At 63.5% G+C, this 15,229-nt stretch carries 12 protein-coding genes, 1 tRNA gene and 4 pseudogenes; 6 read left to right on the forward strand and 11 right to left on the reverse strand.

Going from position 1 to position 15,229, the window contains the following annotated elements:
- Nucleotides 1-84: 84 nt before the first annotated feature.
- The 4 genes from C475_RS06215 to C475_RS06230 all read right to left on the reverse strand — a co-directional run bounded on the left by C475_RS06215 (nt 85) and on the right by C475_RS06230 (nt 4,032).
- Nucleotides 85-1,029: a pectinesterase family protein gene (locus C475_RS06215; RefSeq protein WP_006882937.1), complete on the reverse strand. Its 945-nt coding sequence runs from the start codon at nt 1,027-1,029 to the stop codon at nt 85-87.
- A 106-nt stretch (nt 1,030-1,135) separates the two neighbouring features.
- Nucleotides 1,136-1,984, reverse strand: coding sequence for an ABC transporter permease subunit (locus tag C475_RS06220; RefSeq protein ID WP_006882938.1), 849 nt, complete (start codon nt 1,982-1,984; stop codon nt 1,136-1,138).
- Entirely contained in the window at nt 1,981-2,907 is a 927-nt protein-coding gene (locus C475_RS06225) for an ABC transporter ATP-binding protein (protein WP_006882939.1), read from the reverse strand. The genes C475_RS06220 and C475_RS06225 overlap by 4 nt, the downstream gene beginning before the upstream one ends.
- Nucleotides 2,908-3,081: 174 nt before the next feature.
- Nucleotides 3,082-4,032: an ArsR/SmtB family transcription factor gene (locus C475_RS06230; RefSeq protein WP_006882940.1), complete on the reverse strand. Its 951-nt coding sequence runs from the start codon at nt 4,030-4,032 to the stop codon at nt 3,082-3,084.
- Nucleotides 4,033-4,347: 315 nt separating this feature from the next.
- Between C475_RS06230 and C475_RS06235 the strand changes: the two genes are divergently transcribed.
- From C475_RS06235 to C475_RS06240, 3 genes are all read left to right on the forward strand, one after another.
- Nucleotides 4,348-5,685 (forward strand): RNase J family beta-CASP ribonuclease, encoded by a 1,338-nt coding sequence (locus C475_RS06235; protein WP_006882941.1) that lies wholly within the window; start codon nt 4,348-4,350, stop codon nt 5,683-5,685.
- A 208-nt stretch (nt 5,686-5,893) separates the two neighbouring features.
- Entirely contained in the window at nt 5,894-6,055 is a 162-nt protein-coding gene (locus C475_RS23785) for a hypothetical protein (protein ID WP_161625176.1), read from the forward strand.
- A 146-nt stretch (nt 6,056-6,201) separates the two neighbouring features.
- Nucleotides 6,202-6,273: transfer RNA gene (locus C475_RS06240), tRNA-His, on the forward strand.
- Nucleotides 6,274-6,337: 64 nt separating this feature from the next.
- Here C475_RS06240 and C475_RS24615 read toward each other — a convergent pair.
- Together C475_RS24615 and C475_RS22245 are read right to left on the reverse strand one after the other, a co-directional pair.
- Nucleotides 6,338-6,562 (reverse strand): annotated as a pseudogene (locus tag C475_RS24615) (HNH endonuclease); the annotation flags it as partial.
- Between the two features lie 153 nt (nt 6,563-6,715).
- Nucleotides 6,716-7,672, reverse strand: a pseudogene (locus C475_RS22245) (IS630 family transposase); the annotation flags it as partial.
- A gap of 397 nt (nt 7,673-8,069) precedes the next feature.
- Here C475_RS22245 and C475_RS06250 point away from each other — a divergent pair.
- Nucleotides 8,070-9,029, forward strand: coding sequence for a D-2-hydroxyacid dehydrogenase (locus C475_RS06250; RefSeq protein WP_049930189.1), 960 nt, complete (start codon nt 8,070-8,072; stop codon nt 9,027-9,029).
- A 125-nt stretch (nt 9,030-9,154) separates the two neighbouring features.
- Here the strand turns inward: C475_RS06250 and C475_RS06255 are convergent, their stop codons facing one another.
- The 3 genes and pseudogenes from C475_RS06255 to C475_RS06265 all read right to left on the reverse strand — a co-directional run.
- Nucleotides 9,155-9,730: an amidohydrolase family protein gene (locus tag C475_RS06255; protein WP_006882945.1), complete on the reverse strand. Its 576-nt coding sequence runs from the start codon at nt 9,728-9,730 to the stop codon at nt 9,155-9,157.
- Nucleotides 9,731-10,015: 285 nt separating this feature from the next.
- A complete protein-coding gene (locus C475_RS06260; protein WP_006882946.1) occupies nt 10,016-11,386 on the reverse strand; it encodes an MmgE/PrpD family protein in 1,371 nt (456 codons plus the stop codon).
- 524 nt (nt 11,387-11,910) lie between these two features.
- Nucleotides 11,911-12,767, reverse strand: a pseudogene (locus C475_RS06265) (ISH6 family transposase); the annotation flags it as partial.
- 198 nt (nt 12,768-12,965) lie between these two features.
- Here C475_RS06265 and C475_RS06270 point away from each other — a divergent pair.
- Nucleotides 12,966-13,757, forward strand: a complete 792-nt coding sequence (locus C475_RS06270) for an SDR family oxidoreductase (RefSeq protein WP_006882948.1) — start codon at nt 12,966-12,968, stop codon at nt 13,755-13,757.
- A gap of 102 nt (nt 13,758-13,859) precedes the next feature.
- Here C475_RS06270 and C475_RS25300 read toward each other — a convergent pair.
- Both C475_RS25300 and C475_RS06275 read right to left on the reverse strand, forming a co-directional pair.
- Nucleotides 13,860-14,108, reverse strand: a pseudogene (locus tag C475_RS25300) (SDR family oxidoreductase); the annotation flags it as partial.
- A gap of 17 nt (nt 14,109-14,125) precedes the next feature.
- Nucleotides 14,126-14,479, reverse strand: a complete 354-nt coding sequence (locus C475_RS06275) for a cupin domain-containing protein (protein ID WP_006882949.1) — start codon at nt 14,477-14,479, stop codon at nt 14,126-14,128.
- A 108-nt stretch (nt 14,480-14,587) separates the two neighbouring features.
- Between C475_RS06275 and C475_RS22255 the strand changes: the two genes are divergently transcribed.
- Entirely contained in the window at nt 14,588-15,214 is a 627-nt protein-coding gene (locus C475_RS22255) for an IS6 family transposase (protein WP_082223270.1), read from the forward strand.
- Nucleotides 15,215-15,229: the final 15 nt, after the last annotated feature.

Raw genomic sequence — 15,229 nt, forward strand, 5'->3', positions numbered from 1 at the left:
CCCGAGGGCAAAAGCGTCTCGGACGCTGCCCGCGGGGCGTCGGTCAACGCGGCCCGGAAGTAACGGGCGACGAAACGGACGCTATCACTCGGCAATCAGTCGATACCAGTTCGGCGCGAACCGCTCGTCACTCTCGCGCAGGAGCACGTTGGCCTTCGCGTACGCCTCGGCCTCGGCCGCCGCCAGTTCGCTCGCCCAGTCCACCCGCTCGTCCCCGTCGCGTGCGCCCGGCCCTTCGTTGTCGTACTCGACGTACGTCGCGGTCCTCTCGGTGTCGGGTCGGTCCCAGTTGTGCCACCCCGCCGGGTGGACGTGCTCGCCTAACTGGGACCGGAGGACGGCGACGTGGGCGTGGTCGCGCCACGGCCGACCGAGGTAGACCTCTGAGACGCCCGGGTCGGCGGTCAGGGTGCAGTCCTCGAAGACGTAGCCGAACGGCTCGCGCTCGGGTGTCGAGGCCGCCGTGACGTACGAGTCGGCCTTCGAGTGGATCTCGCAGTCCTCGAAGAACGCCGTAGCGCCGCCGAAGAGGAAGTCGGTCGTCCCTTCGACGTAGCACTCGGAGAAGTACTGGCGCGCTCCCGCGCCGGCGGCGTAGACCGTGTCCTGGTTCCCGAGGAACCGGCAGTGCTCGAAGGACGCCCGGTCGGCCTCGGTGTGCAGCGCGACCGCCTGCCCCGCCTCCGGCCCCGCGGTGTTTTCGACGGTCAGGTTCCGCGCTCGGAAGTCGTCGCCGCAGACCTGCAGCGTGTACGTGAAGAACGTGCTGTTGCGGCCGCGTCCGATCGACTCGAAGTGGTCGTCGTTGGTGATAATCGTGTCCGCGGCGCGCTCGCCGACCAGGTCGACCTTCGGGTTCCACGAGTGGACGGTCACCTTCTCCTCGTAGACGCCCTCGCGGACGAAGATGGAAACCCGCTCGCGGGGGAACGACTTCGCGCCGTCGATGGCCGCCTGGATGCGCTCGTAGTCGCCGTCGCCGTCCGCGTCGACGACGTAGTCGTAGTCCTCGTGGTCGCCTGCACTCATTGACAGTACGACGGCTCCCACCCGTTGTAGACGCTTCGGCTTCACCGAGCGGGACCGTCGTCAGTCCGCGAAGGCCGACGGCCGGGCTATCGCGCGCCAGTCGGACTCACAGGTCGGCGCCACGGAACCGGTAGTAGCCGACCGCGAGCGGGACGACCAGCCAGAACGCGAGGACGACAAAGCCGATCTCGGGGACCGCGTAGAAGGCGTCGACGCCCGCGCCGGCGAACGTCTGGGTCGGGAGCGAGTCGGCCACGTCGGGCAGCAACGAGGTGAGGACGGCGGTGTAGGCCGTCGACGGGGGGACCTGCATCACGAGAAACGTCCACTCGGGCATCTGCTGGGGCAGCGAGAAGCCGTTGGCGACGTAGACGGCGCCGATCGGCACCACGTCCCAGAGGAACTCGAAGACGACGAAGAAGCCGATGGCGAGCGTCGTCGCTCGCGACGTCGACCCGGTCGTCGCCGAGATGCCGACGACGACGGAGACGTACACCGCGGTAAAGAGTAGCGTCGCGAGCAAAAAGAGGAGGACGGTCACCACGTCCAGCGACCCCAGCATGGCGAAGGCGAACCCGAAGCCGACGGCCAACCCGATGGCCAGCGCAAGCGAGAGCACGGCCATCCGGCCGAGGAGTTTGCCGAAGAGCACGTCACGGCGGCGGTGGGGCAGTGCGAGCAGGAGTTTGACGCTCCCGATCTCCCGCTCGCCCGCGATGGCCTTGTAACAGACGACGATGGCCGTCAGCGAGACGAACAGGCTGACGATCCCCGCGGTGAAGAAGACCAGGCCACCGATCGAGGGGTCGGTCCCGGGGCTGACCAGCTGGGGGAACTCGACGTAGGAGTACGTCAGGAGGACCGAGAGGACGACGAAGACGGCGAGCAGTCCCCACAACGCGCGCGACTGGACGGCGTCGCGGAAGTCCTTCTTCGCGACGGCGACGGTGCTCATTGGGGCACCTCCTGTCGCTCGGTCGTGTACTCGGCGAACAGATCCTCCAGCGAGGACTCGTCGATCGAGAAGTCGCGGATCTCGACGCCGCGCTCGTCGAGGGCTTTGAGGACCTCGAACTTCGAGCCGTCGCGAGTCAGCGTCACTTCCAACCGATCGCCGTCGAGCGACGCGCTCGTGACGTAGATGCGGTTGCGGATCGCCTCGGCGTCCGCGGCGTCGGCGCCGCCGGCGTCGATCGTGAGCGTCGTCACCGTCTCGGTCTGGCCGCGCAGGCCGTCGATAGAGTCGACGGCGACGAGGCGGCCGCGGTTGATGATCGCCACGCGGTCGCAGATGGCCTCGACCTGCTCCATGATGTGACTGGAGAAGAACACTGCCGTCCCGCGGTCGTTCTCCGCCTCGATGATCTCCCGCATCTGCCGGGCGCCGTTGGGGTCCAGTCCGGTCGAGGGTTCGTCGAGTATCAGCAGGTCGGGGTCGCCCAGCAGCGCCATCGCGAGGACGAGCCGCTGGCGCATCCCCTTCGAGTAGCCGCCTGCCTTCCGGTCGGCGGCCTCGGCGATCGACACTCGCTCCATGATCGCCTCGATATCGGCCCCGTCGATGTCCTTCGAGTCGACGACGAACTGCAGGTGCTGGCGCCCGGTGAGCCGGTCGTAGACGTGGAACGCGTCCGGGAGGACGCCGATCCGCCGCCGGACAGCCAGACTATCGGCTTGAGCGTCTAATCCCATGACCGTCGCCGACCCAGACGTTGGCCGGACGAAATCCAGTAGCACGTCGATGGTCGTCGACTTCCCCGCGCCGTTCGGACCGAGGAAGCCGAATATCTCGCCCTCTTCCACTTCGAGGTCGAGCCCGTCGACCGCCACTACGTCGCCGTAGCGCTTGGTCAGCCCGTCGAGTTCGATCGCCGCCATCAGTTTTCTCCCTCCTCGTCGCCCGCGCTCGCGTTCGTCCCGTTCACACCGTTACTCCACTACCGGGTACGATAAGTATTATTGAATTATTTACATATAACGGATCGCTTACTCAAACATCTTTGAGCGAGATCGGGCCAGAACGGCGCAGTACGCTGGGAGTATCGGGGGAAGTCAGGACGGCTCGAAGTCGTCGACCGGCGTAACGGCGAACGACTCGTCCATCGCGAGCGTGAGGGTGTCGCCGTCTAGAGCGAGTTCGAAGCGGGCGTCGAGCGGGTCGGTCGCGCGCACGTCGGTCGTCCAGGCTTCGGAGACGAACAGTTCGAACAGCTCCCAGAGCGGCGTGTCGAGCGGGGCGAAGCCGTGGTCGGCCAGGAGAGCGCTCGCTCGCGGGTGAAAGACCGCGGGAACCTCGACCGGGAGATGGATGGTGAAGTCGCAGGTTTCGCACACGGCGGCGAAGGTGTACCCGCCCGCGCCACCGGGCGTCTCGTGACCGTCGTGGGCATCCACCCGGCGTTCGACCCGACCGAAACACTCCGGGCACAGGTCGCCGCGGATCAGGACGTAGGCACTCCAGATCCGGTAGCCGAAGCTCTCGACGATCTCGTCGGGCGAGCGCTCGCTCGCCTGACTGTGGGGGAACGAGTCCGAGAGCATCGTACGCTCGCAGGCGCGACAGCGGACGACGACCCGCTCCTCGCGGAGCACGCCCACCAGATCGCTCGCGCCGCAGCCGACGCAGGCGCCCGCGACCGCGACCGGGTCGAACGAGGGCGTCGTCTCGTACAGTCCCGACCGGACGGCGCGGACGATCTTGTCGCCGGCGTAGGTGAGGCGATACCCGCCGTCGGTCTCGGCGACGAACGGTCCGACAAGCTGCGAGAGGTGATAGGAGAACTGCGACGTGCTCTCGACGGGGACGGCGTCGTACAACTCCGAAAACGACAGTTCGAGGGCGTTCGTCCGCGTCGCGGACTCGCGGTCGCCCAGCGCGAGTAGGATCGCCAGGCGGTGTTCGTTGCCCAGCGCGCGGAGGGCGTCGACCTGTTCGTCCGCTGGACGAGACGTACGGATCACGTCGTCTTTCGTGTCGGCTCCGTCGGCGTCGTCCTGCGACATGGGGTGCTACCGCCGGGGACGCCGCGCGGTCGGTTAAGTGTGCGGGGCGCCCGAGACGACTGTGTTCGGTTACTGCATAACTGATACGATGGGTTTTCGAGTCTCACAACCCAACCCCGTTTCGGGACCTATTTACGGCGCGGTCGCGAGTCCTGACGTAGCCGAAACACGCGTTGTCCCCGGGAAAGCCGTACCACATTGGGTTGCGTATCGCGACCCGTACTGCGTCGCTATCGGCAGTGACTGTGCGGCCTACTCTCCTTCGCTGGCGGACTCTGAGATGGGTTCTGGGATCACTCTGATCGGACCCACACTATGGAAATCGAAATCGCAACTATCGGCGGCTACGAGGAAGTCGGGCGTCAGATGACGGCCGTCCGTGCCGGGGACGACATCGTCGTCTTCGACATGGGCCTCAACCTCTCGAAGGTACTGATCCACGACGACGTCCAGACCGAGCGGATGCACAGCCTCGACCTGATCGACATGGACGCGATCCCCGACGACCGCGTCATGTCCGACATCGACGGGACCGTCCAGGCCATCGTGCCGACCCACGGCCACCTCGACCACATCGGCGCGATCCCCAAGCTGGCTCACCGCTACGACGCGCCGATCGTCGCCTCGCCGTTCACGCTCGCGCTCGTCGAGGAAGAGATCGACGACGAGGGGAAGTTCAACGTCCAGAACGACCTCGTCGAGATGGACGCCGGCGAGACGATGTCCATCGGCGACGAGGTCGACCTGGAGTTCGTCAACGTTACCCACTCGACCATCGACGCGATCAACCCGGTCCTGCACACGCCCGAGGGCGCCATCGTCTACGGCCTCGACAAGCGCATGGACCACACGCCCGTGATCGGCGACCCCATCGACATGGACCGGTTCCGCGAGATCGGCCGCGAAGGGGTGCTGTGTTACATCGAGGACTGCACCAACGCCAACAAGAAGGGGCGGACGCCGAGCGAGGCCGTCGCCCGCAGCGAGTTGCGCGACCTCATGCTGAGCCTCGAACACTACGACGGCGGGATCGTCGCGACGACGTTCGCGAGCCACATCGCGCGGGTCGTGAGCCTCGTCGAGTTCGCGGAGGAGATCGGACGCCAGCCCGTTCTGCTGGGCCGGTCGATGGAGAAGTACTCCGGCACCGCCGAACGCATCGGTGCCGTGGAGTTCCCCGACGACCTGGGGATGTACGGCCACCGCAAGTCCGTCGACCGGACGTTCGAGCGGATCATGAACGAGGGCAAGGAGAACTTCCTGCCCGTCGTGACCGGCCATCAGGGCGAACCGCGAGCGATGCTCACCCGGATGGGCCGCGGCGAGACGCCGTACGAGCTGGACAAGGGCGACAAGGTCATCTTCTCGGCGGGGATCATTCCCGAACCCACGAACGAAGGCCAGCGATACCAGAGCGAGACGCTACTGGGCATGCAAGGCGCCCGCATCTACGACGATGTCCACGTCTCGGGCCACCTCCGCCGTGAAGGCCACTACGAGATGCTCGACGCGATCCAGCCCGAGCACCTCATTCCGGCCCACCAAGACATGGCCGGGTTCTCCGGGTACGTCGACCTCGCGACGAGTCAGGGGTACGAGCTGGACGAGGACCTACACATCACCTCGAACGGGAACACGATTCAGTTAGTCTAGCCACTGGCCGACCCTTCCGTAGGGTATCGCTACGCCGTGATCGGGCTCCTCGAAGGTTCTCGAGCCCGCTCCTGTAGTCAGTATGCACAGGCTGACGACGCTCGCGATCTGCATGGGGGGGCTACACTCATAGCGTCGGTCAGGACGGGGGTGTAACAGACATAGCAACGATCCTTACGCCGCTATAGGTCGTTCCTACAATCGAGAGATGCACGAGACCGACGCCACTCAGACACAGACCGACGCCTCCGAGCAGCGGTACATCACGACCCAGTACGGAGACGGTGGGGAGCAGATGACCCTCGTCCACGACACCGAGAACGACCAGGCCTGGATCCAGTCCGACTACGCCGTCGACGTGGATCGGTAGGCGCTTTCGGCCCTCCAGCAGGCGACCCCTCCACACGGATCTGCAGCTTCGATTCCCGGCCATGACCACAGTTCTCACCCCGACCGGGGAGTCGTAACGTATTTCAATTCTACCCGGCTATCCCGATATGCCTCAGCGGAAGCGTGTCCGGGTTGGGGTAGTGGTTATCCTTCAGCCTTGTGGAGGCTGAGACGCGGGTTCGATTCTCGCACCCGGACTCAGAAATTAAGTCCCTCAGGGGCTTATTCTTCGGTTTTGCTATTCAGGCTATGAGCTGGCATTCTATCCATCCACGGGATCAGTCGATTCGCTGTCGATAAGCGAGCGGAGTCGTTCCTTCGAGATGTTGCCGTGATCGGCTTTCCGATGACAGGAGATACAGAGTGAGATGACGTTGTCGAGGAAGTGGGCATCAGTTTTGGTATAGTCGGCTGAGTCGATGAACCGGCGTACGGGAACGATGTGGTGAACGTCGGGATTGCGGCCGATGTCGTCCGCCGTCGCACCGCAGCGAACGCACTGATGGTCGTCTCGTTGTCGTGCTCGACGCCGAACGTCGTTCCAGCCGGTCCCGTACGATTCGTTCCCGCTGCCCTCCCAGTTCGGATGAACACTATCGGCAAACGTTAGAAATGGCTACTCAGTTTTCGATGGGTCTCAGTCGAGAACAGTGTCGATCGCTACCGTGAGTTCATCATGACTCGAAGAATCAGTGCTCAGAGCGTCTTGGAGTTGTAGCTGGTACCATCCGATAGGGTTGTGATCCAGCGAATGGACAGGAAGCGTGACGAAGCGAGGGTTGTCACGGCCCGCCAAGTCCGCGACAGTCGGCGTCAGAAAGTGCGCCACTTCGTCTAGCAGGATGAGCTTACATTTTTGGTTCTTGTGATTATAATAATGGTTATACATCTCGGATCGCGGTGACGTATTCAACGAACCATGAGAAAGAGCGTTTGCCGTCTTCAGCGATCGCGCCGAGCAGACACGTCCAATCTTGCTGGCCGGAGAGTTCGACGTTCGGCCGCGTGCCGCACGAAAACCACGCGACACGCGGCTCGATCTGGACCGATTTCTCGGTTTGATCGATGTAGGCTATTTTGGCGTCCATCTCCGCTCGCTTTTCTTGAGTTCGTCGTGGAATTCCTCTTCCTGGGACTCTTCGGCTCCGGCGGCTGTGCGTCGTGGTTTTTGATATCTCAATCCGGCTTCTTTCAACAACCGCCGGCAACTCGGGTAGGAGTACTCGGCGCCGTATCGATCTTCGAGAAACTCCTGGACGAGCGCTGGCGTCCACGCCGGCGCGTCGATCCCGACTTCTTCAGGAGGTCCGTGAACGGTTCGTTCGAATTCTTTTTGCTGTGATTCTGAGAGCTTTCGCTTTCTCCCGGATCGATGAGCATCAGACACAGCTTGTGCAAGCGGTTCGTCCGTATCAAGTCGCATCAGCCAGCTGTAGATCGTTCTTCGACCAACGTCGTGCCACTCGGCAAGTTCGGTCTGCGTTACACCATTCCTGTACGCGATCGCCGCTAACAGCCGTTGTGTCGGCTTGTTTTCTTCTACGCTGTCGAGAGCGTCTTGGAGCTCTTCGACGGAGATTTCGTCGAGATGGTCCATTGCATCTAGCAACAATTTTTGAGCGGAAAGTTCTAACGGTTACTATCGTAGGACCTTTCATACGCTCGGCAGCGTGAGCGTGGACGGCACGCGGGTCGTTTGGACGTGACGGCCTCTTGACCGCTTTGCGAGATGCTGGTGGCATTCGTTCGACCGCGTCACGCGTCGTGAAACGAGATGAGCGGTCAGAGAAGCGACGCCATCCCCGAAACCGGAGGAATACGCGATTCATGTATACTGTTCCTACTGTTCGAGGCTGGCGAAAATTACGAGATACTACTGTAATCTAACGCGGTCTGTCCCACGTTGTGCAACAAGGCCCCCAGCGGTGGAGTGCCACCCACTGGGAGCGCATCTGCACCCAAACGATTATTATGTGGCAAAGCGGTGTCCCGGTATGGTCGGAGATGTTGTACTGTATCACGAGTTCCCCCCAGAGACTAGCGCCACCGTGTCGGCGTTCGGTGACCGGGTCGAAACAGCCCTTGACGGAGTGAGACTGGTACGAACCAGTGACTACGCCGACGCGGTCGAGTCGATACGCGACGCCGAGGTGATAGTCGAACACGGGATGTCGAACGACCTGCTCGCCGAGGCGTCCTCGCTGGAGTGGGTCCAGTCGCTGAGCGCGGGCGTCAACCGGTACGACCTGACCCCGCTTGAACGGCGGGACGTACTGTTGACGACCGTCTCGGGCGCCCACGCACAGCCCGCGGCGGAGCACGTGCTCGGACTGTTGTTGTTTTTCGAACGGGGGGTAGACCGGGCGCGTCGACAGCAGCGCGACTCGGTCTGGCGGCGCTTCCCCGCCTCGGAACTAGCCAGCAAGACGGTCGGTATCGTCGGCGTCGGACAGATCGGCGGCCGGGTGGCCGAAGTGGTGTCCGCACTCGGGAGCGAAGTCGTCGGGACGAAACGCGACACCGGCACCTGTCCCGACGCCATCGATGCGGTCTATCCCCCGGACCGACTGCACACGGTCCTCGGGCAGTCCGACTATCTCGTGCTCGCGTGTCCGCTAACCGACGAGACGGAACAACTGATCGGCGAAACCGAACTCTCGTCAATGCACAACGACGCGGTGCTGGTCAACGTCGCGCGCGGAGAGGTCGTCGACCAGGAAGCCCTGGTCTCGGCGCTCAAAGAGGGGTATCTCGGTGGGGCGGCACTCGACGTCACCGCCCCGGAGCCGCTTCCTGGGGAGTCCCCCCTATGGGACATGGACGACGTCGTCATCACGCCCCACATGGCGGGTGGATCGCCCGAGTTCGCCCGCCGCTGTGCGGACGTGTTCGTCTCCAACTTCCAACGGTACCGCGAGGGCGAGTACGACGCGATGCGCAATCGGGTGTTGTAGACGGAAAGCGAGGGGTCGCGTCGCCGCTGGGCGCGGACGCGGGCCCGGCGCGGTCTTCTTACCCGAGCGTCTTGTCGACTCGCGATTCGAGTATTATTTCGAGTCGCTCGGCTACGATCTCCCCCTCACTCGACTGGAGCCACAGCATGTTCAGGCACACCTGCGGGTGGCCGTCGTCGGTTGCGGTCGGCCCTGCGGCCGTCGCCGGCCACGCCTCCTGGTCCGAGACAGTAGCTATGCCTCCCAGTCCGGGAGGGCACGCTCGATGGGTTCGCCGTAGCCGGGGTCACCGACGACGTCGCCGTCGGCCGCGACACACCCGCCACGGAGGTAGTCCGCTCGACGACCCCGGTCACCTCGCGGCCCTCGTAGATCGAGAAGTCGACGACCGAGACGTTGTCGGCGGCCCTGATAGTCTGGGTCGCCTCCGGGTCGAAGACCACGAACTCGACGGCCTCGTGGAGTGTCAGTTCTGGACCGTCCGGCGGCTGTGAGACGAACGTGACGAATTTCGTGACGCCGCCGAGGGCGGCGGCCTCGCTGCCCGTCTCGTAGGTGTCGGTCGGACTTCCCTGGGCGATGTGGACGTGCGGGTCGACGATCCCCGGCATGACCAGTGACCCGTCGACGAGCAGGTCGGCGTCGGCCATCCCGTCGGCCCCCACGAGCGTCCCGTTTCTGACGCCGAAGTCGACCGTCATGGCGCCGCTCCGCCCGCCGAACCACTCGCCGTGACCGATACCGGTCGATGCGTTCGATCCGTGGGACTGTCGGGTTATGTCCGCGACTCGTGATCACCGTTCCAAGGTAATGGGACACAGATCCTGGATTATGGTAGTTTTATGCGGTGATACTGACAGCTACTGGAGATACAGGCGGCCACGGCGCGGCCGGTCAGCGAGACGAGACGCCGGGTCTTCCAGTCATCGGACCGCTCGGGCCGCTACGTCTCGAGTCCACGATTCTTCCGGATCGGTTCGGCGCGGTCACTCCGGCGTCGCGAGCGTTGCGAGCCGCGCCGGTTCGGTCGTGGTCGGTGAACGCGCCGCCGCCCAGAGTTCAGCCGTTCGCTCCGCTCCGAGCGTCGGTTCGACGAGCCAGTCGTATTTCTCCCGCAGGACGCGCTCGGCCGTCCCGTCTTCCGAGACGCGCTCGGCGTCTTTGGGTGCGGTCACCTCCGCCCGGAGCGTCTCGCCGCTGTCCATAGTGACGGCGACCCGTGCACCCCGCTGACCCGGTTCACTGCCGACGACGTCGTCGGTCTCGACCAACTCGACGCACGACGCGAGGTCGAGAACCGCGTCCGTGCGCGCGTCGTCGCTGAACGACGGCTTCGTGGCGTCGCCGTTGGCGAGGACGGTCGCCACGGCGAAGGGGATCGAGAACTTCGACTGTAACACGTTCTCCGGTCGCTCGGGGTCGAGTTTGGCGGCCGCACGGCCAACGCCAACCGTGACGGTCGACACGTCGGCGGTGTCTATCGGGTGTGATGCCTGAAGTTCCAGCACTGCGTCTATCGTCGAGTGGGTCAACCGACACGCGGCGTGGCGCTTGAAGTATCCGCGGGTGATCTCCCAGAGCTCGCCGAGTTCGTCGGTAAGCGGGACGTCGTCGAACGCATCGCTGGCGCGCGCGAGATGTCGTTCGATACCGGATTCCAGCCCGGTGTACCCGACTTCGGCCTGGGTGGCGACTTCGCCTCCCAGCAGGTTGCTCGCTCCGGCGTAGGTGTTGCGGACCGTCCTGCCCTCGACCACGGCGTCGAACTGCGTGTGGAGCGCGCTGTTTGCCCCCATCCGGATCGCCTCCGTGATCCCGTCGGTGCTCAAGCCGCGGTACCGTGCGACGGCGGCGGCCGTCCCAACTGTGCCCCAGACGCCGTGCACGTGGTAGGGGTATCCGTCCTCGGTCTGGCGACCTTTGAGCGGTGTGCAGGCCCGACCGGTGCGAGTGGCGACCTCGTACCCCGCGACGACTGATGTCAGGAACGTCTCGGGGTCCGGTTCGTCGTCGACCTCCGCCTCCGCCAGCACCGCCGGGACGACGTGTACTGCCGGATGTCCCCCGGCGTACGGGTTCCCCTCGTCGATGTCGAGGGAGGTCGCCGCGGTGGCGTTGACCATCGCCGCGTGTCCGGGCGCCGCCGTCCGGCCGGTACCCAGTATCGACGCCTCGCCAGGATTTCGCTCCGCCTCCACCTCGGCGAGCGAAGCGACCTCCGGAAGCGTCGTGCCGCCGACGCTGGCGCCGATCGTGTCCGCGACGACGAGTCCGGCCCTGTCTATCACCCGTTCCGGAAGCGACTCGTACTCCAGGCCGTTGACGAACGTCGCTAGTTGCGATTCGGGGTCACTCATCCGTCCACCCCGACCCGGATCCCGCCGTCTGCCGCTGTCTCCGATCCGGTAGCAGTACTCTCTGGGAAAGTGTCAATAGTCGAAGCTGCATAGTGTGCCGTCCAGTCGTGGAAACCGCGTGGAAGTATATATACATTTCCCGAATCGCCTGTCACTAACACCGGGCGCGTCCCTCGGGGGGCCTGGTGCAGTCGTTGGGGCGTCCCCTGGGAACCGAGAGAGCGTTCGGCCGAGCGGCGCTCCCCGCGGCGACAGCCCGTGGCTACGAGTCGAACCACAGTCCTGCGGCGCGGAGCGCGCGCTCACCGCTCTCGTCGACCAGTCGCCTGGCCGACGCGGGGGACCGTCGCGTACGCCTCCGACTCCAGACCTAATACGTATCCAAGGTGTACGTAGGTCTCAGGTGTACCTTACAGTCTTAGGGATGTAAGGGGTGCCTGTCGCTCGCTCGCGGCGTCGTTGTGTCCCCGGCGCCGGCCACCGAGGCAACCGCTGGCCCGTTCTCAGACGACGGTCAACGCACAGGAGAGGGCGCCGTCGTCCCAGAGGTTGTAGCCTAAGCTCCCACCGACGTGGACGAGATCGAGCTGGTGATCTCGGTTTTCGTCGGTAAAAGCCGTGACGACACCTCATCAACGTCACTGACGACCGTCGCGTCGTCAGTGACTGCGTCGACGTCATCGCGGTCGGCGGCTGTCCTCTCCCAGTCAGCGTTGACCGACAGATCCAGCAGAGAGCGTGACTCTTCAGCGATGTCCTCGCCGAGTGTGGCCTCGACAGAGTGGTACGAGCGGTCGTAGTCCTGGGTGTGACACTTCGTGGCGCCAGCGATGACGGCCTCAGCGTCTGTGTCAGCAACACAGTCAGGGAGGAACTGCTTGAGCTTGCTGCCGTATCCTTTTGTACGGCGGTTGATGGTACTCGGCGACGGCATCTTCAAGAGGATGCCGTCGCCGTGGTCGGCAGCATCACGATAACTGAGTGAGGGAGCGAGATCAACGCTTGTGGCGGCGATATCTTGCTGATAGCGGTTTTGACCGTCGAAGTCGAGCACGTCTTCGACAGGCCGGAAGTAGCTGGATTTGTCCGGAGAAGCGGCGGTATCTTCGACGTAGTGAAGGTCGAATTCGTGTTCACTGGCGGTTGTGACGGCTGTGCAGGTGTCGATACCGGCGCGTCGGAATCGCTGGTCACCGTTACCGTGGGCGTGTTTTTCGCCACAGAGTGCCTCGACGCGAGCCGCGTCGAGGCGCTCGACGATCGACTCGAGCAGTACAGGCTCGATGTTCTGGTCGGTAACGAACTCGGCAAGAGTGGGCGGCGGTACCGTTTCGTCCGCGTCGATGCGAATCGTGAACCGCACGTCCATTGTGGCGCGCATGGGTCGCCTCGTGGCTTGGACACCAGAGGCGGCCCCTTCCTGGGGGGAGTCAGTTGCTACTGCACTCCAGAGGACTTTGCGATACGACCAACAATTTAGTCGACGAAGTCGGCGTTGGAGCGGTCGAACAGTGGTTCGCTCCGTCCGGCGGGTGGAACAAGTAATTACTTGTTTTCGGCGTTCCAACTAGCAGAAGAGATGCAACTCGACATAGCTGGGAATGCCGCATTAGTGACTGCATCGAGCAGCGGACTCGGGAAGGCGTCCGCGACTGCCCTCGCGAAACAAGGAGTCGACGTGGTGATCAACGGCCGGGACGAGGAGCGACTGGCCGACGCGGTCGAGGAGATAGCGGCTGTCGCCGAGGGCCGCGTCGTCGGACAACAGGGCGACCTGACTAGCGAGACGGACATCGACCAACTCGTTGAACGGACGATAGATGAATACGGACAGCTCGACCACCTCGTCACGAGCGCCGGAGGCCCACCGAGCGGACCGTTCGACTCGATGGACGACAGCGACTGGTACGAGGCCGTCGACCTGTTGTTACTGAGCGTCGTTCGTCTGGCTCGGAAGTCGTCCGACTACCTCGCTGCCGGTGACGGTGGCACCATCGTTACGATCACATCCCGCAGCGTCAAGGAGGCTATTGATTCGCTCGTCCTCTCGAATTCGGTTCGAATGGGCGTCATCGGCCTGGAGAAGACGCTCTCAAAGGAGCTCGGTCCTGAAGTCCGGGCGAACGCCGTTCTCCCCGGACCGCACGAGACGAGGCGTATCCAGGACCTCATAGAACAAAGCATCGACCGAGGTGAGTACGAGTCGTACAAAGAGGGGCTCGAGGCACGCAGCGAAGAGATCCCAGTCGGTAGTATCGGCGACCCCGAACAGTTCGGGGAGACCGTCGCCTTCCTCAGTTCACCGCACGCGGCACATATCAACGGGGTCGCGTTGCCGGTTGACGGTGGCGCCGGTGCTTCCAACCTGTAGTGATCCGATCCGAGGCTCGAGTCCACCACCGGCAGGTACCGACATCCGACAGTTCCACCGGGACGCTCGTTCCTGAGACGTCAGGCGATCGGATGACAGTGATCAGGCCGTTGAGCCGCCGCCCACCGGAATGACCTGACCGGTACTGCACGCGCTGTCTGGGGATACCAGGAACTGCACCGTCGAGGTTACGTCCTCAGGCGTCCCGCCGCGAGGCCACGGCGACGCCGCTCGGCACTGACCGATCACGTCCGGGTCGGTCGTGTGCCACTCTTCGTTCTGTTCAGTCCTGACGTAACCAGGTGCGACCGCGTCGACGTTTATTTCGTCTGCCGCGCAATCGATCGCGAGCTGACGAGTGAGTTACCTTACTCGTCGTCGCGGTCGGTCCAGAAGTCGAACGACCGACCGGGGGCGAACACATCGAGTCCAACGGCCATCTCGTCACCAGTATTCTCGACGGCGTGTGTCTCCCAGGACTCGACGTGTGCCGAGTCGTATCGTTCGAGCGTCTCGGAGGACCCGTCCTCCGAGTGGAGCGTGAGCTCCCCTTCGAGAACGAGACACACCTGTTCGTTCTCGTGGTCGTGCATCGGCGAACTGTGTCCCGGAGGCTTCGTGAACCATTCGAACGAGAACTCGTTACTGCCGGCAAGCGCCCGTCGCTCCCAACCTTCGTCCGGTTCGTATGTCTCCGCGTCGCTCTGTCTAACGATGTCCATGCTCAGTATCCGGCAACGGGTAATATAAATCCTTTGTTAGAATCGAGGGTCGTGTCTAGGTAAGCGTGAAAGGTGAGGGGGCGAGATTTGCTGGTGTCCACGCGAACGATCACCAGCCTCAGCGGACACAGAGAGTGGATCGATCTGGATTTTGTGGAGCGCGAGCGGACACCCGAGCCGGCGATGGCGCTCGGTATTCAATCACACGTTGCGGGGCTATCACTGTCGAATCCCATCGAATTACTCGACGCTCTGGGTGTCGATCGAAGCCGCAAAGCGGTCCACGATTGGGTCCAGAAATCCGATTTACAGCCCGAACCCGGCCAGTCTCCGAATCAGATCGCCTTCGACGAAACAGTGATCCGGATCAACGACCAGCAATTCTGGCTGTACGCCGCCGCACACCTCAAAACGAACGACCTGCTTCAGGTTCGGATCTTTTCGACGACCACGACAGAATCCACCGAGATCGTTCTCCGCGAACTACAACGAAAACATGATGTCGAAACTGCCGTCTTTCTCGTCGATGGCGCTCAACACCTCCAAACCGCACTGCAACGAACTGGGCTCCGATTTCAGATGCGTCGCCACGGAAATCGCAACGCGGTCGAACGGATCTTCCGAGAACTGAAACGCCGAACATCGTCGTTCTCGAACTGTTTCAGTCACGTTGAACCGGAAACAGCCGAACTATGGCTCCAAACCTTCGCTCGCTGGCACACTGCCACTAACTAAACACGACCGTTCTCG

It is taken from the genome of Halosimplex carlsbadense 2-9-1 (genome assembly GCF_000337455.1).
Lineage (GTDB): Archaea > Halobacteriota > Halobacteria > Halobacteriales > Haloarculaceae > Halosimplex > Halosimplex carlsbadense.